20 protein-coding genes are annotated in these 26,045 nt (G+C 59.0%); 17 read left to right on the top strand and 3 right to left on the bottom strand.

Going from position 1 to position 26,045, the window contains the following annotated elements:
- Positions 1–131: 131 nt before the first annotated feature.
- Together aceF and aceE are read right to left on the bottom strand one after the other, a co-directional pair.
- The gene (gene aceF / locus H7698_RS12945; protein ID WP_194691617.1) at positions 132–2,090 is read right to left on the bottom strand and encodes a dihydrolipoyllysine-residue acetyltransferase; all 1,959 of its coding nucleotides are present in this window, start codon (positions 2,088–2,090) and stop codon (positions 132–134) included.
- An 11-nt stretch (positions 2,091–2,101) separates the two neighbouring features.
- Positions 2,102–4,747: a pyruvate dehydrogenase (acetyl-transferring), homodimeric type gene (gene aceE, locus H7698_RS12940; protein ID WP_162437169.1), complete on the bottom strand. Its 2,646-nt coding sequence runs from the start codon at positions 4,745–4,747 to the stop codon at positions 2,102–2,104.
- A 383-nt stretch (positions 4,748–5,130) separates the two neighbouring features.
- Here aceE and glnE point away from each other — a divergent pair, with 383 nt between their 5' ends.
- The 16 genes from glnE (at position 5,131) to H7698_RS12860 (ending at position 24,154) form a co-directional block, all read left to right on the top strand.
- Positions 5,131–8,070: a bifunctional [glutamate--ammonia ligase]-adenylyl-L-tyrosine phosphorylase/[glutamate--ammonia-ligase] adenylyltransferase gene (gene glnE / locus H7698_RS12935; RefSeq protein ID WP_194691616.1), complete on the top strand. Its 2,940-nt coding sequence runs from the start codon at positions 5,131–5,133 to the stop codon at positions 8,068–8,070.
- Positions 8,071–8,434: 364 nt separating this feature from the next.
- Positions 8,435–9,469 carry a lipopolysaccharide heptosyltransferase II gene (waaF, locus tag H7698_RS12930; protein WP_194691615.1) on the top strand — a complete coding sequence of 345 codons (1,035 nt, stop codon included), beginning with the start codon at positions 8,435–8,437 and terminating at the stop codon, positions 9,467–9,469.
- Position 9,470: 1 nt separating this feature from the next.
- Positions 9,471–10,532 carry a lipopolysaccharide heptosyltransferase I gene (waaC, locus tag H7698_RS12925; RefSeq protein WP_162437166.1) on the top strand — a complete coding sequence of 354 codons (1,062 nt, stop codon included), beginning with the start codon at positions 9,471–9,473 and terminating at the stop codon, positions 10,530–10,532.
- Positions 10,532–11,653, top strand: a complete 1,122-nt coding sequence (locus H7698_RS12920) for a glycosyltransferase family 4 protein (protein WP_194691614.1) — start codon at positions 10,532–10,534, stop codon at positions 11,651–11,653. The genes waaC and H7698_RS12920 overlap by 1 nt, the downstream gene beginning before the upstream one ends.
- A complete protein-coding gene (rfaP, locus tag H7698_RS12915; RefSeq protein ID WP_162437164.1) occupies positions 11,653–12,459 on the top strand; it encodes a lipopolysaccharide core heptose(I) kinase RfaP in 807 nt (268 codons plus the stop codon). Before H7698_RS12920 ends, rfaP begins: the two co-directional genes overlap by 1 nt.
- Entirely contained in the window at positions 12,459–13,193 is a 735-nt protein-coding gene (locus tag H7698_RS12910) for a lipopolysaccharide kinase InaA family protein (protein WP_194691613.1), read from the top strand. The genes rfaP and H7698_RS12910 overlap by 1 nt, the downstream gene beginning before the upstream one ends.
- Positions 13,190–13,942 (top strand): lipopolysaccharide kinase InaA family protein, encoded by a 753-nt coding sequence (locus tag H7698_RS12905; protein WP_194691612.1) that lies wholly within the window; start codon positions 13,190–13,192, stop codon positions 13,940–13,942. Before H7698_RS12910 ends, H7698_RS12905 begins: the two co-directional genes overlap by 4 nt.
- Complete coding sequence (locus tag H7698_RS12900; protein ID WP_194691611.1) at positions 13,942–15,393, top strand: lipopolysaccharide kinase InaA family protein; 1,452 nt, start codon at positions 13,942–13,944, stop codon at positions 15,391–15,393. Before H7698_RS12905 ends, H7698_RS12900 begins: the two co-directional genes overlap by 1 nt.
- Positions 15,394–15,527: 134 nt before the next feature.
- The gene (locus H7698_RS12895; RefSeq protein WP_194691865.1) at positions 15,528–15,860 is read left to right on the top strand and encodes a YceK/YidQ family lipoprotein; all 333 of its coding nucleotides are present in this window, start codon (positions 15,528–15,530) and stop codon (positions 15,858–15,860) included.
- Positions 15,861–16,035: 175 nt separating this feature from the next.
- Positions 16,036–17,793 carry a carbamoyltransferase family protein gene (locus H7698_RS12890; protein WP_162437159.1) on the top strand — a complete coding sequence of 586 codons (1,758 nt, stop codon included), beginning with the start codon at positions 16,036–16,038 and terminating at the stop codon, positions 17,791–17,793.
- Entirely contained in the window at positions 17,777–18,907 is a 1,131-nt protein-coding gene (locus tag H7698_RS12885) for a glycosyltransferase (RefSeq protein WP_194691610.1), read from the top strand. Before H7698_RS12890 ends, H7698_RS12885 begins: the two co-directional genes overlap by 17 nt.
- Positions 18,907–19,803, top strand: a complete 897-nt coding sequence (locus H7698_RS12880) for an antimicrobial resistance protein Mig-14 (protein WP_194691609.1) — start codon at positions 18,907–18,909, stop codon at positions 19,801–19,803. Before H7698_RS12885 ends, H7698_RS12880 begins: the two co-directional genes overlap by 1 nt.
- 8 nt (positions 19,804–19,811) lie before the next feature.
- Entirely contained in the window at positions 19,812–21,242 is a 1,431-nt protein-coding gene (locus tag H7698_RS12875) for a PIG-L deacetylase family protein (RefSeq protein WP_194691608.1), read from the top strand.
- Positions 21,239–22,195, top strand: coding sequence for a glycosyltransferase family protein (locus H7698_RS12870; RefSeq protein WP_194691607.1), 957 nt, complete (start codon positions 21,239–21,241; stop codon positions 22,193–22,195). The genes H7698_RS12875 and H7698_RS12870 overlap by 4 nt, the downstream gene beginning before the upstream one ends.
- Before the next feature lie 54 nt (positions 22,196–22,249).
- A complete protein-coding gene (locus H7698_RS12865) occupies positions 22,250–23,011 on the top strand; it encodes a glycosyltransferase family 2 protein (protein ID WP_194691606.1) in 762 nt (253 codons plus the stop codon).
- Between the two features lie 48 nt (positions 23,012–23,059).
- The gene (locus tag H7698_RS12860) at positions 23,060–24,154 is read left to right on the top strand and encodes a glycosyltransferase (RefSeq protein WP_194691605.1); all 1,095 of its coding nucleotides are present in this window, start codon (positions 23,060–23,062) and stop codon (positions 24,152–24,154) included.
- On the opposite strand, the gene H7698_RS12855 is transcribed toward H7698_RS12860, so the two are convergent.
- On the bottom strand, positions 24,149–24,715 hold the full coding sequence (locus H7698_RS12855; RefSeq protein ID WP_235992822.1) for a toluene tolerance protein: 567 nt from the start codon (positions 24,713–24,715) through the stop codon (positions 24,149–24,151). The genes H7698_RS12860 and H7698_RS12855 overlap by 6 nt on opposite strands.
- Before the next feature lie 148 nt (positions 24,716–24,863).
- On the opposite strand from H7698_RS12855, the gene H7698_RS12850 reads away from it, so the two are divergent.
- The gene (locus H7698_RS12850) at positions 24,864–26,036 is read left to right on the top strand and encodes an O-antigen ligase family protein (RefSeq protein WP_194691604.1); all 1,173 of its coding nucleotides are present in this window, start codon (positions 24,864–24,866) and stop codon (positions 26,034–26,036) included.
- The last annotated feature ends 9 nt before the right edge of the window (positions 26,037–26,045 follow it).

The raw sequence follows: 26,045 nt of genomic DNA, 5'->3' as shown, positions 1-26,045 counted from the left end.
AAGGCACACTTTTAAATTAAAAAATCTCAGGCAAAAAAAGCCCCGCCAAATTGGCGGGGTTGAGGTACGAGCGTGGCGCCCGGAAAACATGGAACGCGGCAGGCCCTCCAGTGAAGGAGGGCCGCCAGGTGTTACAACAGAATGGTACGAATGTCCGCCAGCAGGTCGCTCAGACGCTTGGTGAAGCGTGCTGCAGCGGCGCCGTTGATCACGCGGTGATCGTAGGACAGCGACAGCGGCAGCATCAGTTTCGGCTGGAAGGCTTTGCCGTCCCAGACTGGCTGGATGGTTGCCTTGGAAACACCGAGGATCGCCACTTCCGGCGCGTTGACGATCGGCGTGAAGCCGGTGCCGCCAATGTGGCCGAGGCTGGAAATGGTGAAGCAGGCGCCTTGCATGTCGTCAGCGGTGAGCTTTTTGTCGCGGGCTTTGGCGGCCAGCGCGGCAGCTTCAGCGGCGAGTTGCAACAGGCTCTTCTGGTCGACGTTCTTGATGACCGGTACCAGCAGGCCTTCAGGCGTGTCGACGGCGAAGCCGATGTTCACGTATTTCTTGCGGATGATCGCTTTACCGCTTGGTGCCAGCGAACTGTTGAAGTCCGGCAGTTCCTTGAGCAGGTGCGCGCAGGACTTGAGCAGCAGCGGCAGGATGGTCAGCTTGACGCCGGCCTTCTCTGCAACAGCCTTCTGAGCGATACGGAACGCTTCCAGGTCGGTGATATCAGCCGAATCGAACTGAGTCACGTGTGGAATGTTCAACCAGCTGCGGTGCAGGCTCGATGCGCCGATTTGCATCAGGCGAGTCATCGGCACTTCTTCGGTTTCACCGAAACGGCTGAAGTCGACAACCGGAATCGGCGGAATGCCCGCGCCACCGGTTGCGCCAGCAGCAGCGGCCGGTGCTTCCTTGGCCTTCTGCATCATGGCTTTGACGTAAACCTGTACGTCTTCTTTCAGGATGCGACCGTGCGGGCCGCTGGCGCCGACGGCGCTCAGCTCGACACCGAACTCACGGGCCAGTTGACGCACGGCTGGGCCGGCGTGAACTTTGGCGCCTGGCCTGGCGGGTGCAGCAACTGGAGCGGCAGCCGCAGGTGCAGCGGCAGCCGGAGCAGCAGCGGCCGGAGCACTTGGCGCAGCAGCGGCAGCTGGAGCCGGTGCAGCAGCAGGCGCAGCGCCCTTGACCTTCAGCTTGAGGATCAGGTCGCCGGTACCGACTTCGTCATCCAGCTTGATGGAAACGCTTTCCACCACGCCAGCGGCAGGCGATGGAATTTCCATGCTCGCCTTGTCGGATTCCAGGGTGATCAGTGACTGGTCGGCTTCAACGGTGTCGCCGGCCTTGACCAGGACTTCGATGATCTTGGCCTTGCCCGACGAGCCGATGTCCGGAACGTGGATGTCCTGAACGCTATCGGCAACCGGTGCCGCCGGAGCTGCCGCTGCAGCAGGCGCAGCGGCAGGTGCAGGTGCAGCTGCCTGAGCTGGAGCGGCAGCAGCAGGCGCCGCAGCACCTGCCACTTCCAGGTCCAGGATCAGGTCGCCGGTGCCGACTTCGTCGTTGAGCTTGACGCTGATGGCCTTGACCACGCCCGCGGCAGGCGACGGGATTTCCATGCTGGCCTTGTCGGATTCCAGGGTGATCAGCGATTGATCAGCCTCGACGGTGTCGCCGACCTTGACCTGGATCTCGATGATCTGGGCCTTGCCCGACGAGCCGATGTCCGGCACGTGCACTTGTTGAACCGAAGCGGCGGCAGGTGCAGCGGCTGGCGCGGCAGCAGCAGGTGCGGCAGCCGGTTTCTCTTCAGCCTTGGCCGCCGGTGCAGCGGCCGCCGCAGGGGCTGGCGCAGCGTCACCTTCGACTTCCAGCTCCAGCAGTTCGTCGCCTTCTTTCAGGCGATCGCCCAGCTTTACTTTCAGGCTTTTGACGATACCGGCCTTCGGCGCAGGCACTTCCATGCTCGCCTTGTCCGATTCCAGCGTCAGAATGCTCTGCTCGGCTTCGATACGGTCGCCGACCTTCACAAACAGTTCAATTACTTCACCTTCACCGCTGCCGATGTCAGGTACGCGAATGAGTTCGCTCACAGAGTGTCTCCTCAGCAGTCCAGTGGGTTGCGTTTTTCCGGGTTGATACCGAACTTGGCGATGGCTTCAGCCACGACCTTAGGTTCGATGTCACCACGGTCAGCCAATGCTTCCAGGGCTGCCAACACCACGAATTGACGATCGACTTCGAAGAAGTGACGCAGCTTCTTACGGCTGTCACTGCGGCCGAAACCGTCGGTGCCCAGGACTTTGAATTCCTTGGACGGGACCCACTGACGAATTTGCTCAGCGAACAGCTTCATGTAGTCGGTGGAGGCGATGACCGGACCTTTACGGCCGTTCAGGCACTCTTCGACGTAGCTCAGTTTAGGCTTCTGGCCCGGGTGCAGACGGTTGGTACGCTCAACGGCCAGGCCGTCGCGACGCAGTTCGTTGAAGCTGGTAACGCTCCAGACGTCAGCACCGATGTTGAACTCTTCACGCAGAATCTTCGCCGCTTCACGCACTTCACGCAGGATGGTGCCGGAGCCCATCAGTTGTACGTGGTGCGCCGCTTCGCGGGTGTCTTCTTCGAGCAGGTACATGCCCTTGATGATGCCTTCCTCGGCACCGGCCGGCATGGCAGGTTGCTGGTAGGACTCGTTCATCACGGTGATGTAGTAGAAAACGTCCTGCTGCTCTTCGGTCATCTTCTTCATGCCGTCCTGGATGATCACCGCCAGCTCGTAGCCGTAGGTTGGATCAAAGGTGCGGCAGTTCGGGATGGTAGCGGCCAGGATATGGCTGTGACCGTCTTCGTGTTGCAGGCCTTCGCCGTTCAGCGTGGTCCGTCCGGCGGTGCCGCCGATCAGGAAGCCACGGGTGCGGCTGTCGCCAGCGGCCCAGGCCAGGTCGCCAATACGCTGGAAGCCGAACATCGAGTAGAAGATGTAGAACGGCAGCATTGGCTGGTTGTGGCTGGAGTACGAAGTACCGGCGGCGATGAAGGAGCTCATGGCGCCTGCTTCGTTGATGCCTTCTTCGAGAATCTGGCCTTTCTTGTCTTCCTTGTAGAACATCACCTGGTCTTTATCGACTGGCTCGTAGAGCTGGCCGACGGACGAGTAGATGCCCAACTGACGGAACATGCCTTCCATACCGAAGGTACGGGCTTCGTCCGGGATGATCGGAACGATGCGTGGGCCGATTTCCTTATCCTTGACCAGCTGCGCGAGGATCCGCACGAAGGCCATGGTGGTGGAGATTTCACGGTCGCCCGAACCGTCAAGGATGGCCTTGAGGGTATCGAGTGGCGGGGTCGGCACGCTGAAGCTCTGTGCGCGACGTTGCGGCACGAAACCGCCCAATGCAGTGCGGCGCTCGCTCAGGTAGCGGGCTTCTGCGCTGTTTGGCTCCGGCTTGAAGAACGGCAGGTTTTCCAGCTCTTCGTCCTTGACCGGGATGTCGAAACGATCACGGAACAACTTCAGGCTGTCGACATCGACTTTCTTGGTGTTGTGCGCCGTGTTTTTCGCTTCGCCGGCACCGGTGCCATAACCTTTGATGGTCTTGGCCAGGATGACAGTCGGTTGTTCTTTGTGGTTGACCGCTTCGTGGTACGCCGCGTAGACCTTGTACGGGTCGTGGCCGCCACGGTTGAGCTTCCAGATCTCGTCGTCGGACAGATCAGCAACCATCGCCTTGAGTTCTGGCGAGTTGAAGAAGTGTTCACGCACGAACGCGCCGTCTTTGGCTTTGTAGTTCTGGTACTCGCCGTCGATGACTTCGTCCATGCGACGTTGCAGGATGCCGTCGACGTCTTTGGCCAGCAGTGGGTCCCAGAAACGGCCCCAGATGACTTTGGTCACGTTCCACTGAGCACCGCGGAACACGCCTTCGAGCTCCTGGATGATCTTGCCGTTGCCGCGAACCGGGCCGTCGAGGCGCTGCAGGTTGCAGTTGATGACGAAGATCAGGTTGTCGAGCTTCTCGCGGCCAGCCAGCGAGATCGCGCCCAGGGATTCCGGCTCGTCGCACTCGCCGTCGCCCAGGAAGCACCAGACTTTCTGCTTGCCTTCAGGGATGAAGCCACGGGCTTCCAGGTACTTCATGAAGCGTGCCTGGTAGATCGCCTGGATCGGGCCCAGACCCATGGATACGGTCGGGAACTGCCAGAAGTCTGGCATCAGCCAAGGGTGCGGATAGGACGACAAGCCCTGGCCGTCGACTTCCTGACGGAAGTTGTTCATCTGGTCTTCGGTGATGCGGCCTTCCATGAACGCACGGGCGTAGACGCCTGGCGAGGTGTGGCCCTGGAAGTAGATCAGGTCGCCGCCGTGTTCTTCGGTCGGGGCCTGGAAGAAGTAGTTGAAGCCGATGTCATACAGGGTCGCACTGGAGGCGAAGCTGGAGATGTGACCGCCGAGGTCAGAATCTTTCAGGTTCGTACGCATTACCATGGCCATCGCGTTCCAGCGAACCAACGAGCGAATGCGGCGTTCCATGAACAGGTCGCCAGGCATGCGTGCTTCGTGGGTCACAGGAATCGTGTTGCGGTAAGGCGTGGTGATGGCGTATGGCAGCTGCGAGCCACTACGGGTCGCCAGTTCGCCCATACGGGTCATCAGATAGTGAGCGCGGTCTTCGCCTTCTTTGTCGAGAACCGATTCCAGGGCGTCCAGCCATTCCTGGGTTTCGACGGGATCGAGGTCTTGCATGGCTTGCTCCAGGGCGGAAAGGCTTCCAGAATCGGTTGCCTGAGTTTGCGACTGGCCTTGTGGGCAGACGATATAAATTCTTGGATTGCCGAGAGGTTGTTCCGGCGGCGTGTAGTTTTACTACAAATCTTCGGGCATTTCAGCCTTTCGAATGTATAGACGAGTAGTAAAACTACAGATGAGCGGCTTGTGGCCTCCAGCTGCGTTGTGAGAATAATCGTTAAGGTTGGTCTTTTGCCAACCGAAAAAGGTGAAAGCTTGATGATCGCTGCCAACATTAAAAGAATTTCAGCTATTTCTAACCTTTGTTCGACAGTCGATCAGGTAGTGGGTTTTCAGAAATCACTACATGCAGCCCGTTACACGCCGATCAAGGATAGACCATGAGCCTCCCTTCGCTTGCCGAACTGCCCGCCATACTCCTGCCGTTTGTCACCCGTGCCGAGCAGTCGTTCCGTGAAGCCGTCGCTGCACTCGATGGCGACTCGAACCTGTCCGGCTGGACGCCTGAACGTTGGGCCCAATTTGCCCGTATTACCGCCGCCAGCGACTTTGTCACCGAACAGAGTGTGCGTGACCCTTTAATGCTGCTTGAACTGGTGCGGTCCGGCGAACTCGACCGTGGCTTTGCCCCCGGTGAACTGTGTGCGCAGATCGCGGCGGCAGTAGGGCTGGCTGAAACCGAGGACGAATTGGGGCGTGTCTTGCGTCGGCAGCGCACCCGCCATCAGGTGCGGATCATCTGGCGCGATCTGACCCGGCAGGCCGATCTGGTCCAGACCTGCCGCGACCTTTCGGACATGGCCGATGCCAGCATCGATCAGGCCTATCAATGGTTGTACGCGCGCCATTGCCAGCAGTTCGGTGTACCTACGGGACGGCGCAGCGGCGAGCCGCAGCAAATGGTCATCCTGGGCATGGGCAAGCTTGGCGCGGTCGAGCTGAACCTGTCGTCGGACATCGACCTGATCTTCGCCTACCCCGAGGGCGGCGAAACCGTCGGTGTGAAGCGCTCGCTGGATAATCAGGAATTTTTCATACGCCTCGGTCAGCGCCTGATCAAAGCGCTGGACCCCATGACCGTCGACGGCTTCGTGTTCCGCGTTGACATGCGCCTGCGGCCCTACGGTTCGGCAGGTGCCCTGGTGCTGAGCTTCAATGCGCTGGAGCAGTATTACCAGGATCAGGGGCGTGACTGGGAACGCTACGCGATGATCAAGTCGCGGGTGGTGGCCGGCGATCAGGTGGCCGGCGCGCAATTGCAGGAGATGCTGCGTCCTTTCGTTTACCGACGGTATCTGGACTTCTCGGCCATCGAAGCGCTGCGCACCATGAAGCAGCTGATCCAGCAGGAAGTCCGCCGCAAGGGCATGGCTGACAACATCAAGCTCGGCTCTGGCGGCATCCGCGAAGTCGAATTTATCGCTCAGGCTTTCCAGCTGATTCACGGCGGTCGCGACCTGAGCTTGCAACAACGCCCTCTATTAAAAGTACTGAGCACACTGGAAGGCCAGGGGTACCTGCCACCCGCGGTGATCAGCGAGTTGCGCGAAGGCTACGAATTCCTGCGTTACACCGAACATGCGATTCAAGCGATTGCCGACCGCCAGACCCAGATGTTGCCGGACGGCGCGCAGGATCAGGCGCGCATTGCTTTTATGATGGGTTTTGCCGATTGGCCTGCCTTCCACGAGCAATTGATGTACTGGCGCGATCGTGTGGCCTGGCACTTCGGTCAGGTGATCGCCGATCCCGACGAAGAGGAAGGCACCGAGAGCGAAGTGGTGGTCGGGGGTGAGTGGCTGCCGCTGTGGGAAGAGGCTCAGGATGAAGAAGCCGCTTGCCGCCAGTTGGAGGACGGAGGTTTTGCGGACGCTTCAAAAGCCTTGAAAACCTTGGCCAGTCTGCGGGGCAGCCCGCAATTGCGCGCCATGCAGCGCCTCGGTCGCGAACGGCTCGACGCCTTTATTCCGCGGCTGCTGGCTCAGGCCGTGGAGCACGCCAACCCGGACCTGGTGCTGGAGCGGGTATTGCCATTGGTGGAGGCCGTCGCCCGTCGTTCCGCGTACCTGGTGTTGCTGACCGAAAACCCGGGTGCACTTCGCCGCCTGCTAACCCTGTGTGCCGCGAGCCCGTGGATTGCCGAGCAGATCACCCGCTTCCCGTTGTTGCTCGACGAACTGCTTAACGAAGGCCGGTTGTTCAAGCCGCCCCTGGCGCCGGAATTGGCCGCCGAGCTGCGCGAACGCCTGACACGAATTCCTGAAGACGACCTCGAGCAGCAAATGGAGGCGCTGCGCCATTTCAAACTGGCGCACCGCTTGCGTGTTGCCGCCTCGGAAATCGCCGGCAGCCTGCCGCTGATGAAAGTCAGTGATTACCTGACCTGGCTGGCGGAAGCGATCCTGGAGCAAGTGCTGGCACTGGCCTGGCGTCAAACGGTGGCCAAATATGGCACGCCCCTGCGCACTGACGGCACGTTGTGCGATCCCGGCTTCGTCATTGTCGGTTATGGGAAAGTCGGCGGGCTGGAACTCGGGCATGGTTCCGACCTGGACCTGGTGTTTATCCACGACGGTGATCCGCAGGCAGAAACGGACGGGGCAAAACCGATTGATGGGGCCCAGTTCTTCACGCGGCTCGGGCAGCGGATCATTCACTTGCTTACGACCCAAACCAACTCGGGCCAGTTGTATGAAGTGGATATGCGCCTGCGACCATCCGGTGCATCGGGCTTGCTGGTGAGTTCGCTGGGTGCGTTTGCGCGTTATCAGGAAAACGAAGCCTGGACCTGGGAGCACCAGGCATTGGTGCGGGCGCGAGTACTGGTGGGCAGTCAGGATGTGGGGCTGGCGTTCGAGAAAGTCCGTGCGGCGATTTTGGGTAAACCAAGGGGCTTGCCGACCTTGCGCCAGGAGGTCAGCGAGATGCGCGCCAAGATGCGCGATAACCTCGGCAGCAAGAGCACGGCGGCCGGCACCGGGACAAATGCTTTCGAAGCCACCGCGCCGTTCGATCTCAAGCAGGATGCCGGAGGTATCGTCGATATTGAATTTATGGTGCAATACGCGGCCCTGGCGTGGTCCGAAACGCACCCGTCATTGCTGCGCTGGACCGACAATATCCGCATTCTGGAAGGGTTGGAGGAGGAAGGGCTGATGCCCGCCGAAGACGCCGGTTTGTTGCGCGAGGCCTATAAAGCCTATCGTTCCGCCGCGCACCGACAGGCCTTGCAGAAGGATGCTGGTGTAATACCTGGTGATCAGTTCGCGGACGAACGACGGCAGGTGCTGCGAATCTGGCGCGAGTTGGGGCTAAGCTGAAACCGGAGATTGGCAGCACCGTATTACCCTGTGGGAGCGAGCCATGTGGCGAGGGGATTTATCCCCGTTGGACTGCGCAGCAGTCCCATTTTTTAGGGCCGCTTCGCGACCCAACGGGGATAAATCCCCTCGCCACATGGCTTGCTCCCACAGTAGATCTTCATTGTTTTGTAGATTGAGGCAGCTAAGCTGCACCGCACTGGATGTGCACCAATACCCAATGTGGGAGCGAGCTTGCTCGCGATAGCGGAGTGACAGTCGACAGTCATGTTGAAGGTGATGACCCATCGCAAGCCTGCATGCTTCCACAGTGATTCTCGAGGCGGGGAGGCGTAAGCCTCCCCGGTTCGTTTTTGGAAACCACATGAAAATTCTGATCGTTGGGCCCAGTTGGGTCGGTGACATGGTGATGGCGCAGACACTCTTTCAGTGTCTTAAACAGCGCCACCCGCAATGCGAAATCGACGTGTTGGCCCCCGAGTGGAGCCGGCCGATTCTGGAACGCATGCCCGAAGTCCGTCAGGCCTTGAGCTTTCCGCTCGGCCACGGCGCTCTTGAGCTGGCGACCCGCCGGCGCATCGGCAAATCCCTGGCCGGCCAGTACGACCAGGCGATCCTGCTGCCCAATTCCCTCAAGTCGGCGCTGGTGCCGTTCTTCGCCGGCATTCCCAAACGCACAGGCTGGCGCGGCGAGTTTCGCTACGGCCTGCTCAATGACGTGCGCACGCTGGATAAAGAACGCTATCCGCTGATGATCGAGCGCTTCATGGCGCTGGCTTACGAGCCCGGCACCGAACTGCCGAAACCATATCCCCGGCCAACCCTGCAGATCGATCCGGTCACCCGCGAGGCGGCTCTGGCCAAATTCGGCCTGACCCTCGACCGCCCGGTATTGGCGCTGTGCCCAGGCGCCGAGTTCGGTGAGTCCAAGCGCTGGCCGTCCGAGCATTACGCCAAGGTCGCAGAAACGAAGATTCGCGAAGGATGGCAGGTCTGGTTGTTCGGCTCTAAAAACGATCACGCGGTGGGCGAAGACATTCGCGCCCGGTTGATCCCTGGCCTGCGCGAGGAGTCGGTGAACCTCAGCGGCGGAACGTCCCTGGCTGAAGCCATTGATCTGCTGTCCTGCGCCGACTCGGTGGTGTCTAACGACTCGGGCCTTATGCACGTCGCCGCCGCACTGAACCGTCCCCTCGTTGCGGTCTACGGCTCGACGTCGCCAGGCTTCACGCCACCCTTGGCCGAGCACGTCGAAATCGTTCGCCTGGGCATTGAATGCAGCCCTTGCTTCGACCGTACGTGCCGCTTCGGTCATTACAATTGCTTGCGCCAGCTCATGCCGCAAGCGGTGAACGAAGCCTTGCAGCGGTTGCAGGGCACTGTGGTCGAGGTCAATTAGTTTGCGGGTACTGTTGATCAAGACTTCATCGCTGGGTGACGTGATCCATGCGTTGCCGGCGTTGACTGACGCGGCACGGGCAATTCCTGGCATCCAGTTCGATTGGGTCGTGGAAGAAGGTTTCGCCGAAATTCCGACCTGGCATCCCGCCGTCGGCAAGGTGATTCCGGTGGCGATCCGTCGCTGGCGCAAGAACATCTGGCAGACCCTCAAGAGTGGCGAGTGGAAACGCTTCAAGCAAAGCGTTCGCGCCACGAAATACGATCTGGTCATCGATGCCCAGGGCTTGCTGAAAAGTGCGCTGCTGACCCGTTACGTCAAAGCGCCGGTGGCCGGGCTGGACAAAAACTCCGCCCGTGAACCGATCGCTGCGCGCTTCTATTCCCGGCGTCTTGCCGTCGCCCGTGGGCAGCACGCGGTCGAGCGTGTGCGTCAGTTGTTCGCCGTGGCCCTGGGTTATGACTTGCCCAAAGGCCTGGGCGACTATGGCCTGAACGTTGAACGACTGGTGGAGCTGCCACGCAAAAATCCTTACGTGCTGTTCCTGCACGGAACCACCTGGGACACCAAGCACTGGCCGGAGGCGTACTGGCGCGAGCTGGCCGAGCGCGTAGGCTATCTTGGCGTCGGGGTGAAACTGGCGTGGGGCAACCCGGCAGAGAAAGCCAGGGCCGAGCGCATAGCCAAAGACATGCGACACGTCGAAGTGCTACCGAAGCTGAACCTGGCGGGCGTTGGCAAAGTGCTTGCCGGGGCGCAAGCCTGTGTGGCAGTGGACACCGGTCTGGGCCATCTGGCGGCCGCGCTGGACGTGCCGACGCTTTCATTGTTCGGCCCGACCAACCCCGGTCTGACTGGCGCCTACGGCAAGTCGCAGATTCACATGGCAAGCGATTTCCCCTGTGCGCCGTGCCTGCAAAAGAAATGCACTTATCAACCGACGGCTGAAGATGCTCGTCGGTTCGACCTGAAGCGCGAGTGGCCCCTGTGCTTCACGCGTTTGAATCCCGAGCGTGTCGCGACCCGACTGAGCACGTTGTTACTGGCTGAGGAGCTGCGCTGATGCAATTGGCATTCGTCTTGTACAAGTATTTTCCATTCGGGGGCTTGCAGCGTGACTTCATGCGCATCGCGCTGGAGTGTCAGCAGCGTGGTCATCAGATCCGCGTCTATACGCTCATCTGGGAAGGCGACATTCCGCCCGGTTTCGAAGTGCTGGTGGCGCCGGTCAAAGCGTTCTTCAACCATCGCCGCAACGAAAAGCTCAGCGAGTGGATGGCGGCGGACCTGGCCAAGCGCCCGGTCGACCGATTGATCGGTTTCAACAAAATGCCGGGTCTGGACGTCTACTACGCCGCCGACGGGTGCTTCGAGGACAAGGCGCAGAACCTGCGCAATTCCCTTTACCGTCGCTGGGGCCGCTACCGGCATTTTGCCGAGTATGAGCGTGCGGTGTTCGCCAAGGACGCCAAGACCGAAGTCCTGATGATTTCCGAAGTTCAGCAACCGCTGTTCATCAAGCATTACGACACACCGCTGGAGCGTTTCCATTTGCTGCCGCCGGGCATCTCCCAGGACCGTCGTGCGCCGCCGAATGCGGCCGAGATTCGCGCTGAATTTCGTCGCGAATTCAACCTGAAAGACGACGAGCTGCTGTTGGTGCAAATCGGCTCCGGCTTCAAGACCAAGGGCGTCGATCGCAGCCTGAAAGCCCTGGCCGCATTGCCCGCTGATCTGAAGAAACGTACCCGGCTGTTTGTAATTGGCCAGGACGACCCCAAATTATTCCAGATGCAGAGCGCGACGCTGGGGCTTGGCGATAACGTGACGTTCCTCAAGGGACGCAGCGACATTCCGCGTTTTCTGCTGGGCGCCGACCTGTTGATCCACCCGGCGTACAACGAAAATACCGGAACCGTGTTGCTCGAAGCCGTGGTGGCCGGGTTGCCGGTGCTGGTGAGCGCGGTCTGTGGTTATGCCCATTACATCGCCGAGGCCGACGCTGGCCTGGTGCTGGACGAGCCTTTCGATCAGACCCAGCTGAACGGTTACCTGAGCGATATGTTGAAAGACCCTCATGCCCGCGCGGCCTGGAGCCGTAACGGTCTGGCCTTCGCTGAGACGGCCGACCTCTATAGCATGCCGCAACACGCGGCTGATGTGATTCTGGCGGAGCACGCTTAATGAAGTTGATGCTGGCTGAACCGTTCAAGAGCCTGTGGGCTGGACGCGATCCATTTACCGAAGTCGAACGCCTTGAGGGCGAGGTGTATCGCGAACTCGAAGCGCGCCGGACCCTGCGTACCGTCGTCGATGGCAATGGGTTCTTCGTGAAGATTCACCGTGGCATCGGTTGGGGCGAGATCTTCAAGAACCTGCTCACCGCCAAGTTGCCGGTGCTCGGCGCCGGGCAGGAATGGAAGGCCATTGAGCGCCTCAAAGAAGTCGGTGTGCCGACCATGACGGCTGTCGCCTATGGCGAAAAGGGCAGCAACCCCGCAGACCAGCATTCGTTTATCGTCACCGAAGAACTGGCGCCGACCGTCAGCCTCGAAGACTTCAGTATCAACTGGCGCAAGCAGCCGCCGGAACCCGCACTCAAGCGCGCATTGATTGCCGAAGTGGCGCGCATGACCGGCATGATGCACCGCGGCGGGGTCAACCACCGCGACTGCTACATCTGCCACTTTCTGCTGCACATCGACAAGCCTGTGACGGCCGGAGATTTCAAACTCTCGATCATCGATCTGCATCGTGCCCAGACTCGCCCGGCGATCACTCAACGCTGGCGCAACAAAGACCTGGCCGCCTTGTATTTTTCGGCCCTCGATATCGGCCTCACCCAACGCGACAAATTGCGCTTTCTAAAAGGCTACTTTCAGCAGCCGCTGCGCCAGATCCTGGCGGAAGAAGCGGCGTTGCTGGCCTGGCTCGAAGGCAAGGCCAACAAGCTTTACGATCGTAAGCAGCGATACGGGGACGCGCTCTGATGTCGGGTTGGAAACTTGAACCGGCTTACAGCGACCTGGCAGAAGATTTCGGCAGTCTCGAAGCGGTGTTTTCGCTTCAGGGCGAGCGCCTGACCCGCGACCCGTTGTCCGAAGTCATCCGGGTCGAGCGCAATGGCGTCAACTATTACGTCAAGCGCTACGTCGGTGCCGGTAAGGGCTTGCGTCGGTACCTGGGCAAGCCTCGTGTCAAAGCCGAGTGGCAGAACCTCAAACGCTTCGCCAAGTGGGGTATCCCGACAGCCGAAGTCGTGGCCTGGGGGCTGGAACGTCGCGGCGCGGCCTATGATCGCGGGGCGATGATTACCCGCGAATTGCCGCATACCGAAGACTTGTCGGCACTGGCCGAGCGGCACGATCCGAAGCTGCGAGATCGTGCGTGGGTCGATACGGTGAGCCGGCAACTGGCCGGTTACACCCGGATCATGCACGACAATCGGTTCACCCATAACGATCTGAAATGGCGCAACCTGTTGATCGATGATCAGACCCGACTGTTCCTGATCGATTGCCCCAACGGTGATTTCTGGCGTGGCTTCTGGCTCAAGTACCGTATTACCAAGGATCTGGCGTGCCTCGACAAAGTCGCCAAGTATCAACTGTCGGCCACTCAGCGTCTGCGCTTTTACCTGCAGTATCGCCAACGTGATCGTCTGAATGACGCGGACAAAAAGCGCATTCGGCACGTTGTAAGATTTTTCGAGGGACGCGAATGACTGATTTTCTGGCGGCTGAAGACCGTGCGCTGCTGGAGCGTCACGGGCTCGGCAACTTTGATGCGCTCTGGGCCAAGCAACTCGAGGCGGTGGACGAACCCAACACCGCGCGCGGTGGCTGGAGCAGCGTGTTTCGCCTGGATCTTGAAGGTCATGGCTACTACCTCAAGCGCCAGAGCAACTATCAGATGCGCACGCTGCATGCGCCCTTTGGCGAGCCAAGTTTCTCTCGTGAGTTTCGCAATATCAGTCGTTACGAAAACCTTGGAATTCCCGCACTGAAAGCTGCGTTCTACGGTGAACGCAAGGTCGAGGGTGAAGTCCGGGCGATTCTGCTGACCCGTGCGCTGGATGGCTGGGACGATCTGGATTCGCTGTTGCAGCGCTGGTCGGAGCTGAGCGAGGCGCAGCACTCGGCGATCATGAACGCCTGTGGGCAGTTGGCTCGACGCCTGCACGGCGCTCGTCAGGTTCACGGCTGCTTTTACCCCAAACACATTTTTCTTCAGGCGACCGGCGACGGTTATCAAGCCCAGCTCATCGATCTGGAAAAGACCCGGCCATTGCTGTTCGGTCTTCGTGATCGGGTCAAGGATCTGGAACCGTTACTGCGCCGAGCGCCACAGTGGAACGAAGCTCAGTTGCGCGAGTTGCTGGCGGCCTACCTGGTTCAATCGCCGGATAGCTCGCTGATCGACACCTGGCTGGTGCGGCTGACCGCGCGGCGCAGTTACAAGGGAGTGCGTTGATGCGTTTATCCGAACTGAAAAACGCGGGGCGCAGCCCGAGCCTGCCGCTGAGCATCTCACTGGCAGATGCTGCCGGGCCTGCTGACTTGCAGTTGCTGACCTTGTTGCGAGTGTTGCCGGGACAGCGCTATGTCGGTTCCGGTGTGTGGCGTGGTCGGCCGGTGCTGGCCAAGTTGCTGGTCGGTAGCAAAGCATCGCGACACTTTCAGCGTGAGCTCAACGGCGTGCGTTTGCTGGCTGATCAAGGACTGACAACACCCTTGCTGCTCGCCGATGGATTGAAAGAAGGCGAGGGCGGTTGGCTGCTGTTCGATTTTCTCGAAGGTGCCCACAGCCTGGGGGATGCCTGGCAACAGGTCGAATCCCTGCCACTGCTCGCGGACGAGCAATCGGCGGTGTTGGCCGATGCCCTGGGCGCGATTGGCCAACTGCATCGAAAAGGCTTGTGGCAGGAAGACCTGCATCTGGACAACCTGCTGCGTCAGCGCGGTCGGTTGTACTTGATTGATGGTGCCGGTATCTGTGCAGAAACACCGGGACAGCCGCTTTCACGACAGAAAGTGCTGGAAAACCTGGGTGTGTTTTTTGCCCAGTTGCCTAAATCCCTGGAACCGTTCACCGAAGAGCTGCTGGTGTATTACCTGCTGAGCAATGGCGAACATGCGTTACCGATGGAGGCGCTGCAAAAGCAGATCAACAAGGTGCGTAGTTGGCGGCTTAAAGACTTCCTGGACAAGGTGGGACGCGAGTGCACGCTGTTCAGCGTCCAGCGCGGCGCATTTGGATTGCGGGCGATACGGCGAGAAGAAGAGGCGGCGATGTTGCCGGTGCTGGATCAGGCAGACGCCTTGCTTGATCAGGGGCATCTTTATAAAACCGGTGGCGCTGCGAGCGTAGGAAAAGTCCAGATTGATGGTCGCACGCTGGTAATCAAGCGCTACAACATCAAAGGCTTCGCTCACTGGCTCAAACGCTTCTGGCGTCCGAGCCGTGCCTGGCACTCCTGGCGCGAAGGTAACCGCCTGGCGTTCCTTGGCATTGCGACACCCAAGCCACTGGCGGTGCTGGAGAAGCGTTTTTTCTGGCTGCGGAGTCGGGCTTACCTGGTGACTGAATTTTTGCCGGGGCCGGACATTATCGAGCGCTTTGCGCCCTACGTTGAGAGCGGCGATGCGCCTGAAGCTGAGTTGCTGGCGCTGGATCATCTGTTCGCCGAGCTGATTGGCGAGCGGATCAGTCATGGTGATTTCAAAGGGCACAATCTGTTCTGGCAGCAGGACCGTTGGGCGCTGATCGATCTGGATGCGATGCGTCAGCACGCTTCGGTAAGCAGCTTTGCCCCGGCCTATGCGCGGGATCGGGCGCGGTTCATGCGCAACTGGCCTGAGAGCAGTGCGCTGTATCAGGTTATTGATCAGCGTCTGCCCAGAGACGTCTCCAGCGCTGGCTGAATCGTCTTCGCGAGCAATCTCCCGAGATCTGGCGGACAAGTTTTTATGAAATGTCCTACATCATCCTCAGATTCATGAGCTATGCCCTGAATAGTCACGATGCTAGCTTGCCTGACGTTTTCGGAGGGCAGCTTGTGACTATAAAAATGAGTACGGCGATTGGTGCTGTCGCTTTGGCCTTATCCGGCTGCGGAACCGCCGTTACGGTGCTGCAGGATGACGCTGAAACGGCAAAGGATCTGCGGCAGAGGCAGACCTACTGCCAATCCATCCCGCGTGTCTACAGCGGTCTGGCCTACGATTTCTGCATACTCAACTCGCCCCCCAATCAGACGGCAGGTGCAGCGCAGGTGGGCTCTATTCCACTCATCTTTGTCGACCTCGTGGTTTCCGGCGTACTGGACACTGTCATCTTGCCTTACACCATTTATCGCCAGAGCGAGGATGGAAGCCTCTGGATCAAGTGAAGGCATTACGTGCAAAGCGTTCTGTTGCGACAGACCGGTGTAAACAACCGCAGGGTCATTCCCACCCTGTTTACGCTATAATCCCGCCCTTTAGCTGTCTCTCGCCCCTTGCGAGGGGCACATCAATTTTCGAGGCGCCTTGCGCCTGCATGCAGACTAAAGAGGCTAGACCCCTGTGGCATTGACGATTCTTGGCCTGTCCGGCGCCCTTAGCCATGATCCTTCCGCTGCTTTGTACATCGACGGCAAGCTGGTTGCGGCGGCTGAGGAAGAGCGCTTTGTGCGCGATAAACATGCAAAGAACCGCATGCCTTACGAATCGGCGAAGTTCTGTCTCGAACAGGCAGGTATCAAACCGTCCGACGTTGACGTAGTAGCGATCCCGTTCGCGCCTATCAGCCTGTTTGGCAAGGCCCGCTGGCACTACGCCAAGCGTTACTGGTATGCCCCGGACCGCGCTCTTGACGCGATCCTGATGGGCAACCGTCGCTACAAGCGCTATCGCAACAAGATCGTCTGGTGCCTCGAGCAACTGGGCTTCGATCCGAAGAAAATCAAGATCGAGCCGGTCGAGCATCACCTGGCCCACGCCTCCAGCGCTTACCACTGCTCCGGTTTCAAAGAGAAAACCGCGATCCTGGGGATCGACGGCAAGGGTGAGTACGCCACGACGTTTTTCGGTTACGGCGAAAACGGCAAGATTCACAAGATCAAGGAATTCTTCGATCCGGACTCCCTCGGCGGCCTGTACGGCGCGATCACCGAATTCCTCGGTTTCGAGATGCTCGACGGTGAGTTCAAGGTCATGGGCATGGCGCCGTATGGCGATGCCAGCAAGTACGATTTCTCCCGATTGGCCTCTTTCGAGAATGGCGAATTGGTGATCAACACTGAATACGCGAATGTCATCGGTCTGCGTCGTTATAAAGAGAAGGGCAAAGGCTTCTACTTCTCGCCAAAGCTGATCGAGTGGCTGGGTCCAAAGCGCGAAGGCGACATTGCCGACGAGCCTTACATCCATTACGCCGCGAGCATGCAGGCGCTGTTCGAAAAGCTCTCGCTGCAGATGATCGACCACTACCTGGGCGATGTGCTCAAGGAAACCGGCAAGTTGGCCTTCGCCGGTGGCTGTGCGCTGAACGTCAAGCTCAACCAGAAGATCATTGCCCGCGATGACGTCAAGGAGCTGTTCGTACAGCCTGCATCTGGCGACGCCGGTACTGCGGTGGGTGCGGCGGCTTATGTGTCCCACGCCCGTGGCGTGCCGGTCGAGAAGATGGAACACGTCTACCTCGGCCCGTCGTACACCAACGAAGACGTGCTTGCCGCGTGTGCTCGCCACCCAAGCAAGCCTGTTTGGCGCAAGCTCGACAACATGCCGGAAAACATCGCCAGGATCATGGTCGATGGCAACCCTGTGGCCTGGTTCCAGGGCCGGATGGAGTTTGGTCCGCGTGCGTTGGGCGGTCGTTCGATCATTGGTTGCCCAAGTGCCACCGGCGTGGCTGACCGGATCAACCACCAGATCAAGTTCCGCGAGCGCTGGAGGCCTTTCTGCCCGTCGATGCTCGACACCGTCGCGCCGCAGATGATCAAGATCGATCACCCGGCCCCGTTCATGACGTTCACTTTTGAAGTGGCGGAAGAGTGGAAGACCCGCGTACCGGAAGTCGTCCACGAAGACGGTACGTCCCGCGCCCAGGTGCTCAAGCGCGAATACAACCCGCGCTACTACGACATGATGAAGGCACTTGAAGTGCTCACCGGTAACGGCGTGTCGCTGAACACGTCCCTCAACCGCCGCGGCGAACCCATGATCTGCTCGCCGACCGACGCCCTGAACATGTTCTTCGGGTCCGATCTACAGTATCTGATCATGGAAGACATTCTGGTCGTCAAAGAGGGCGCGGACGCATATGACTCGCTCGGCTGAACGCCATGTGCTGCAGTTCTGTCACGGCTATGACGGGCCGTTTCTGGACTGCGCCCGGCAGTATGCCAGTCTGTTCGCGGGTACCGGCTATCGAGTGACCACGGTGTTCCTGACCGGGGGCGCCGATGCCGAAGTGGCTGCGGGCTGTGCCAGCGATGAAGTGTTGTTCATGGAATACAGCTCCAAAGCCATTCGTGGCCTGAAGCTGGGCGCCATCGGCGATCTGCGCAAGATTGCCGCTTCGCGCAATTTCAGTTTCTGCATTGCTCACCGTTTCAAACCCATCTATATCGCCTTGCTCGGTACTTCATTACCGGTCATTGGCGTGCATCACGCGTTTGGTGATTACAAGCGCGGCACACGCAGACTCTTCGCCCATATTTTTCGTAAACGCCTGAGCCTGCTGGGCGTTTCCGATGCTGTGCGCGACGACATGCGCGAGTGCCTCCCGAAATGGCCGGCCGACCGGATTCAGACGCTCTACAACCGAATTGACGTGCAGGCGTTGCTAGACGGCCAGGTATCGATTCAGGAAGCCCGGGAAACCCTCGGCCTTTCGATGGATGCCTGGATCGTGGGTAATGTCGGTCGGCTGCATCCAGACAAGGACCAGACTACGCTGCTGCATGGTTTTGCTGCGGCATTGCCGGGTTTGCCGAGTCACAGTCAGTTGGTCATTCTGGGTACCGGTCGGCTGGAGCAGGACCTCAAAGGCCTGGCGCGTGAACTGGGAATCGGCGATCGCGTGCTGTTTCTCGGTCAGGTGCCTGAGGCTCGACGTTACTTTCGTGCCTTCGATGTCTTTGCCTTGAGCTCCGATCACGAACCCTTCGGCATGGTGCTCCTGGAAGCCATGGTCGCCGGTGTGCCGTTAATCGCTACAGCGGCGGGCGGTGCCAGGGAAGTCGTTGAGGGTGTCGGCATTCTGTTTCCGCTGGGCGATGCCGAGCGTTTGGCTCAAGGACTTCAACATTTGGCAGCGATGGATGAGCAACAGCGTCGCCAGTGTGCCGAGCTGATGCTCGACCGCTTGCATGAACGCTTCAGCGATCAAGCCGTGCGTGACGCTTTCTGGCGTTTGCCGCGTGTTCGCGAACTGGCACCGAGGGCCTGATGCTCAACAGATTTCAAAGCTGGCGTGAACGTGGCTGGTCGGTCATCGATGCCTCGACTTATGCCGACGCCTGGCAGCGTTTTGGCGGTAGCGTCGCCACTCATCCCATGGTGGTCGAACGGCTGGCACAATTGGCCGCAATCCCGGTGCGCTATCTGGCGTGGGAACAAGACGGGGAGATCAAAGCAGCGATTCCGACCTGGGGCCGCGACCTTGCCTTGTCCAAGGATGTGCTTAAGCGCAGCGGTAAAAAGGGTTTGTTCGACCTGGGTAATGCCGAACTCATCCTGCCGGCTGTTGCCGATGCCAAGGCGCCGTTGCGTCATCGCGCGCGTTATCTGTCGGCGCTGAACGAAGGCCGCTTTATCGGCCTCAAGGCGCAGACCGAGCAATTGGCCATGGCCCGCACCCCTGAAGAACTGTCGAAGAAATTTCGCTATAACCAGCGCCGTGAATTGCGTTTGCTGGAAGAGGCGGGCGGAGTGGTGCGGCCGGTCACCGACTTTTCCAGCAGCGAGCTGGCAGCGATCTATTGCGACCTGTTCCAGCGTCGCTGGGGTTTTCCTGCAACGGGGGCCGAGCGCATGGCTGAGGTCATCGAGTTGCTGCGAGAGCTGCTGATCGGCTCGGTGATTTTCCTTAACGATGCGCCGATTGCGATTCAGCTGGTTTACCGCGTTGAAGCACCGCAATGGATCAGCGTCGAGTACATCAACGGTGGCGTCGACCCCGAAACCCGCGAGTTCAGTCCTGGGAGCGTGTTGAGTTTTCTCAATACCCAAAGTGCGTGGGAGCATGCCCGGGCGCTGGACAAACCGTTGCGTTTTTCCTTTGGTCGCGCCGACCGTGAATACAAGGATCGCTGGTGCAATCCTGTGCCGGTATTCACCGTATGAGACAGCCCATGAGCCGCAAACAACAACTGCTCAAGCGCCATCGGCGCAATAAACGTTTTGGTCTCATCATTGCGCTTTTGTTGCTGATCGCCATAGGGGTGTTGGTGGCATGGTGGTTGCCGGTGGTACTTGCGGTGCTGGGCTGGGTTGCCCACGAAGCCTGGTTCGCTGACCATTTGTTTTATTCCCCCGCAGACGATTACCAATACAGTTTTCCGCCCTACACTCAGCAGCCGAAGGTCCATCTGGACGGTGAGCGCTTGAGGCTGGATGACGGTGTCATGCTGGTCGACGACGCCACGTTGATACTGGCGCTGCGAATTAAAAGTAGCTGGCTGGGGCGCTTCATTGACCCGGTTGTCGAGCTGTCGGGCGGCAGCAACCCCGACCGGCAAACCTTTGAACGCGGCGTCGATGGTCTGCGTTACCTCAACCTCAGTGGTCAATCGTCGGCGTTATCCCAAGGCGAATTGCGTCTTCGTGGTCGATTCTGCCGACTACTCGGCGAGCCGGTGCTTTGGGCGTTCGAGTACCCGGACTACCGCAACAAGCGGGTGATGGTCATCGCCCCCCACGCCGACGACGCCGAACTGGCCGCGTTCGGGCTGTACAGCAGCGCCGAGCAAAGCTGGATCGTGACGTTGACTGCCGGTGAAATCGAGGCCGGGCACTATCAGCAGATGGGGCTCGATCGCGTTGAAGCGTCGCGGCTGAAAGGCTCTCTTCGTGCCTGGGACAGTGTCAGCGTGCCGTTATGGGGCGGTGTTCCGCAGGAGCGCTGTATCCAGTTGGGTTACTTCTGTCTTCAGTTGCCCGTCATGCAACGGGCACCTGCTGAGCCGGTGGCATCGAATGATGCGCAACTGGGAGATACCCGATACTTCCGACGATTCAATCCGTTTGCCCTGCACAGCGATGTTGATGGCGTGCCGTCCTGGAACAATCTGCTTGGGGACCTGCACGAGCTGATCGAGCGCATCCAGCCTCAAGTCATTGTGTTGCCGCACCCTCGCTTCGACCCTCACCCAGATCACCTCTGCTCGCAGCAGGCTGTCCTGCAGGCGCTTGCCGCGACAACCTGGCAGCCTGAAACCCTGCTGTACTACGCCAACCATTTGCACGACAACGATCGCTGGCCGATGGGCGACGCTGGCACGGGAGTGGCGCTTCCGCCGCAGATCACGGCGGATGAGCCGTTGCGGCCATGGACGCTGGGCCTGTCGACCGAGAAACAATGGCACAAGGCAATGTCGCTGGGCATGATGCATGACCTTCAGCCGCGACTTCCCCTCAAACGACTTCTTCGGCGTGTGATACAGCGATGTCTGGCTGCCCGACGCTGGCCGGTTTATGGCGAGAATGAGTTTTTCCGTAAAACGGTGCGGCGCCACGAATTGTTCTGGGTCCAAGAGCTGTCTGGAAAGAGAGAAAACAATTGAAAGTTCTGTTTCTGGTGCAGAAGGAGCAGAGGGCGATCCTGGATCGACTCTATGACGGCATCGCCGAGCATTGCGATTGCGACAAACGTGAGCTGACCAGTGAAGAACAGGGCGACTTGCGCGGGTACTTTCGCAAGCACGTCGACGTGACGCTCTACGATCGCATTGTGTTTTTCCTGCGATTCAAAAAAGAAATGAGGCAGGTAAGGTTCATCCAGACCGTGCCCAACCTGGTCTTTCTGGAACACGATGCTTACCAGAATTACATCCCGTGCAAGTACACCGGTAAATTCAGCGCCCATTATCGCAAGCTGCCATGGGTGCGGGTGATCAGCTCGGGGTATGTGGTCACCGAGCGTCTGCGTGGGGAAGGCTTCGATGCGGTGTTCGTTCCCAAGGGATACGACCAGACACTGCTGCAGGACCGGGGTCGTGAGCGGGATATCGAGCTGGCATTTGTCGGCAGTACCAACAGCGTCGCCTACAGCGGTCGTAAAGCCCTGCTTGATGAGTTGGGGCGCGTAGAGTCGCTGGTGGTCACTCGGACCAAGTCTGGCGAAGAGTATTGCGAAACCCTCAACCGTATTCGCTTTTTCGTCAGCGCCGATGTCGGTATGGGCGAGTTCATGATCAAGAACTTTGAAGCGATGGCGTGCGGTTGCGTGTTGCTGGCGTATGACCAAGGCGAGGCAGAAAGCCGCGCGCTGGGGTTACAGGACATGCATAACGTGGTGTTCTACCAGACCATCGCGCAGCTTCAGGAAAAACTGGCGCAGCTGCGGGCAGACCCGGAGCTGGCGCAACGTATCGCTCGCAATGGCCGCGAACTGGTGGTTGGTCAACTCAGTTTTGCGCGTATCGGACAGCGTATTGTCGAAGAACTCGAGCCGCCATTACGTCCTCGCGCACCGTTGAGTTTTTTGGAAAAAGCGCGCTTGAAACTGGGCGTTTGACAAGGGGTAGCCAGCCATCGATATTGCTGGCACTTTGGCTTGATTGGAGGTCTGGTGCAGTTTTCTAAAGGAAGTGACATCACATTAGTGGTTACCAGCTGTGGCCGTCTTGATCTGCTCAAGGCGACCCTTGAAAGCTTTGACCGCTTCAATACGGCTGCCATTCGCGAGGTCTTCATCACCGAAGATGCAGGCGACGATGCCGTTCATTCGGTCATTCCGGCTAGCTGGAAAGGTCATTGCACCGTTTTCGTCAATCGACCCAAGCTGGGTCAGTTAGCGTCCATCGACCTGGCCTATGAACACGTCACTACGCCCTACATTTTCCATTGCGAGGATGATTGGGAGTTCTATCGTCCAGGTTTCGTTGAAGACTCTTTGGCGGTTCTTGAAGTGCGACCGGAAATCCTCCAGGTCTGGATGCGCAGCTATATTTATGATCTGAGTGTTCATAGTCCTTACATCCGTTTGGGCGAGCGGGAATTCATCGCAGGCGTGGCCTGTTATCCGCTGATTTCCGACAAGCCCGAGTGGCAAAGTTTTTCTCTGAACCCAGGTTTGCGCCGCATCAAGGAATATCGGCTGTGTGCTCCATATTCCGCGCACGACGGAGAGAAGGCGTTGTCCAAGCGGTACGCGCAGCTGAATTTGACGGCTGTGACGCTGGAAGGCGATGCTGTCCGCCACACCGGATTTGGGCTCCACGTCCAGACATCGGAAGAGCGTCAACGCAAGGCGCGTCGCAGTCGGCGCGAAAAGATCAAGTTTGCATTGTCTCTACTGTTGGGAGTCTGCATTGGCTGGTTCATCAATTAAGTGCACCAGAGCATCTCTACCCAAGGTCCTGCATGGGCTTGGGGCGCTATGAGCATTCTCAACGTCATGTGGTCAGGCGGTGCGCCATTCGCGTCGATTCACAAGGTTCATCAGCAGATACTGTCGCAGGCCGGTTCTACAACTCCTGTAGAGACCTGGTTACTCCAGGGCGGTGTTTCTGACTGCGGCGTGAATGTTGATGGTGCCAGGGAATGGAAGCTGTCTTCTGCTCGCTTGAAAGGGCGACATTTCTGGCGGCTGGCTAAACCCTGGATGCGGGCTGGCTTCAAGAAGGCGCTGGTGGAGAGCGGTGCGAAACTACTGCTCCTTGATGGCCTTGGGGTTGCGCGCGCACTTTTGCCTCTGCTCAAAAAACTCCCCCATATCCGTGCTGTCGTTATTTTCCATGGCTCAACGCGGATACGTGCCGAGGATCGAGTCCTCTTTCAACACTTCAAGCCGTCTCAGCTGACATTGGTTGCCGTGTCGGACACCTTGGCGACCAAGCTGGGGCAGGATCTTCAACTACCCATCATTACGCTACGCAGTGCCTTCGATCCAGTTGCCTTTCGCTCGCAAGTATTGTCGCGAGACGATGCTCGTGTCCGCCTGGGTTTGCCGGTGGACGGAACGCCGGTACTTGGGGCGGTGGGGCGACTGGAAGACAAGAAAGGCTTCGGATGCCTGCTTGAGGCATTTGCCGGCGCTTTGAGGCAGCGGGCCGATTTGCGCCTGGTCATTATCGGTGAAGGGTCGAACCGGGCGTCCCTGCAGGGTCGTATCGACCACCTCGGGTTGAGTTCCAGTATCTCGTTGCCAGGTCATTTGACTGACGCCGCGCAGCTTTACCGTGCTTTCGACTGGGTCGCGATACCTTCGCTGAGCGAGGGACTCGGGTTGATCATGCAAGAAGCTGTGATGGCGGGTGTGCCGGTGGTGTCCAGCGACTTGCCAGTGTTCCGTGAACAGCTCGCTGACAAGGGGTTGTATGCAGCTGCCGCTGATGTCGATGCCTGGAGCGATGTCATCGTTCGCGCATTCAACAACTCCGCAACGACGGTCGCTGCCGACCAGCGCCAGGAGCTGGCGCCCGAGCAGGCCTGGCTGAACTTCAGTCAGGCTGCCCGCGCATTGCTTTCATGACGACAGGACAGCCTGCTCGAGTGCTTGCATTGGAAAGCTCCCGTTCAGGTTCTCGCGCGCAATATATCGCGCGAAGTGTCGCAGGTTGCGCTTGATCAAATGCTTGGGCAGTGGCGCACGCAAAAAACGCATGTCAGCGACATCGATCAGGCCCATCCGGTTGTCTGGCGTGACCACGATGTTGCCCAGATGCAGTGAGCGAAAGTAGATCCCCGACGAATGAAGACTGCGTATCAACCCGGCCAGTGCGGGCAAGGCCTGTTGCCAGGTGAAGCCTTCCTTGCCGGCGATCTGGCGCAAGGTTTCTCCCGGCAAAGGTTCATACAGCACAGCCGTCATGCCAGGCGCTTGCAGGCGATAGAACTGCAGTACCTGAAGGGTGGGTACGCCAAGCTTTTGCAGTCCCGCGACATTGTCGATGAAACGTTTCGAGTACGGACGGAACATCGCAGAAGAAAATATGCGTTTACGTCTAAACAGTTTGAGGATATTCCCATCCTGCAACAGGTAGACTTTCGGGCCGTAGCTGTCAGCCTCCAGTACTCTGGCGCCTTCAATCATGCGATTTAAAGCGTCTTGCGGAAGTCGGGAACATTGCATCGTATAAAGCCTTGTCGGAATAGCGGGCACTGTGGCGGGCAATGATGCCCAAAAGTTTCAGTTTTAACCATGCCGGGTTGGGCAGGGTGAATATCCAAGGAGCAAATTGATGCAGGAAACACGCTGGGCGCAACTATGGATGTCGACGGGGCTGCTGTGGTTTTTGCTGGCTATTGCCGTTGCGCCGTCCAACAAGGTCTACCAACAGGGCCTTATTGCCCTGATCTGGCTGCCGGCATTGGTGTTTGCCTGGCCAGCGCGAGCTCGCTTCAGGGAACTGTTCCATGAGCAGCGTTGGGTCTACCTGCCTATGCTCGGATTGCTGGTCTGGTCAGTGATCAGCCTGTCCTGGACCAATGTCGAAGAACCGAGTCGCGAAGCGAAGCGCTTGCTGTATATCGTCGTTTTCCTGCTGTTCTTCCCGGCTTTCGCCAATTCCCGGCCCGAGCGCGTGATTCGCATCATGCAATGGGGCGGTATAGGTCTCGCGCTGACGGCGCTGGCCGCCATCGTTAAGTTTTATGGGCTCCATGCCAACAGTTGGGTCGCGCGTCTTGAAGGGTTGGGCGAGCTATCGCATCCAATTCTGGGTGGGTATGTCATTGGGCTCGCAGCGGTGTGGCTTGTTCTTTGGGTGCCGAGCAATCGCTGGTTGCAAGCCGTCTGGGTGGTCGCGCTGAGCCTGCTGGGCTTGTTTGTGGTGCTCAGCCAAAGTCGAGGTGCTGGTCTGGCGTTGTTCTTCACATTGCTCGCCATGCCACTCTGGTGCCGCAATCGACGCAGTTGTGTCGTGGCGATCGGTGCGTTGATCGTGGCGATGGCGGCATTCTGGCTTTTCGAGCCGTTGGTGATGGCTCGCGGCGCTTCTTTCCGCCCGCAAATCCTGATGGCAAGTATGAATATGGTCGCGGAGCACCCATGGCTCGGTCTCGGCCTGGGTGGAAACTACAAAGTCTTTGCCGAAGGCATGTACTTTGAACACGCCCATAATCTGTTCAGTCACGTGGCGATCGAGCTGGGTTTGCCGGGCCTGCTATTGTGGTGCGCGGTGTGGTTCGCGGTCTTGCGTGAAGCCTGGAAAGCCCGGGAAACCCTGTATGGCCAGGGCATCATCGGTATTTGGCTCTTCTCGACACTTGCCATGCAGTTTGACGCGGCCAGCCTGACCGGAACGCCAAGGGCCGAATGGTTCATCAGTTGGTTGCCCATTGGCTTGGCCAGTGTTTTGGTATGGGCACGGGTCAACTCCAGCGGCTGTGATAAAATTTCGCGTTCTTCCTAACAAGTGAGC

The organism is Pseudomonas sp. p50(2008), assembly GCF_015351605.1.
Classification (GTDB): Bacteria; Pseudomonadota; Gammaproteobacteria; order Pseudomonadales; family Pseudomonadaceae; genus Aquipseudomonas.
Note: the sequence above shows the minus strand (reverse complement) of the source record. Positions and strands in the feature narration are given on the sequence as shown.

Excerpts from the sequence above, each read along its gene's own strand:
- aceE (WP_162437169.1), bottom strand. The coding sequence starts at position 4,747 with ATGCAAGACCTCGATCCCGTCGAAACCCAGGAATGGCTGGACGCCCTG.
- glnE (WP_194691616.1), top strand. The coding sequence starts at position 5,131 with ATGAGCCTCCCTTCGCTTGCCGAACTGCCCGCCATACTCCTGCCGTTT.
- waaF (WP_194691615.1), top strand. The coding sequence starts at position 8,435 with ATGAAAATTCTGATCGTTGGGCCCAGTTGGGTCGGTGACATGGTGATG.
- H7698_RS12920 (WP_194691614.1), top strand. The coding sequence starts at position 10,532 with ATGCAATTGGCATTCGTCTTGTACAAGTATTTTCCATTCGGGGGCTTG.
- rfaP (WP_162437164.1), top strand. The coding sequence starts at position 11,653 with ATGAAGTTGATGCTGGCTGAACCGTTCAAGAGCCTGTGGGCTGGACGC.
- H7698_RS12910 (WP_194691613.1), top strand. The coding sequence starts at position 12,459 with ATGTCGGGTTGGAAACTTGAACCGGCTTACAGCGACCTGGCAGAAGAT.
- H7698_RS12905 (WP_194691612.1), top strand. The coding sequence starts at position 13,190 with ATGACTGATTTTCTGGCGGCTGAAGACCGTGCGCTGCTGGAGCGTCAC.
- H7698_RS12900 (WP_194691611.1), top strand. The coding sequence starts at position 13,942 with ATGCGTTTATCCGAACTGAAAAACGCGGGGCGCAGCCCGAGCCTGCCG.
- H7698_RS12885 (WP_194691610.1), top strand. The coding sequence starts at position 17,777 with ATGACTCGCTCGGCTGAACGCCATGTGCTGCAGTTCTGTCACGGCTAT.
- H7698_RS12880 (WP_194691609.1), top strand. The coding sequence starts at position 18,907 with ATGCTCAACAGATTTCAAAGCTGGCGTGAACGTGGCTGGTCGGTCATC.
- H7698_RS12875 (WP_194691608.1), top strand. The coding sequence starts at position 19,812 with ATGAGCCGCAAACAACAACTGCTCAAGCGCCATCGGCGCAATAAACGT.
- H7698_RS12860 (WP_194691605.1), top strand. The coding sequence starts at position 23,060 with ATGAGCATTCTCAACGTCATGTGGTCAGGCGGTGCGCCATTCGCGTCG.
- H7698_RS12855 (WP_235992822.1), bottom strand. The coding sequence starts at position 24,715 with ATGATTGAAGGCGCCAGAGTACTGGAGGCTGACAGCTACGGCCCGAAA.
- H7698_RS12850 (WP_194691604.1), top strand. The coding sequence starts at position 24,864 with ATGCAGGAAACACGCTGGGCGCAACTATGGATGTCGACGGGGCTGCTG.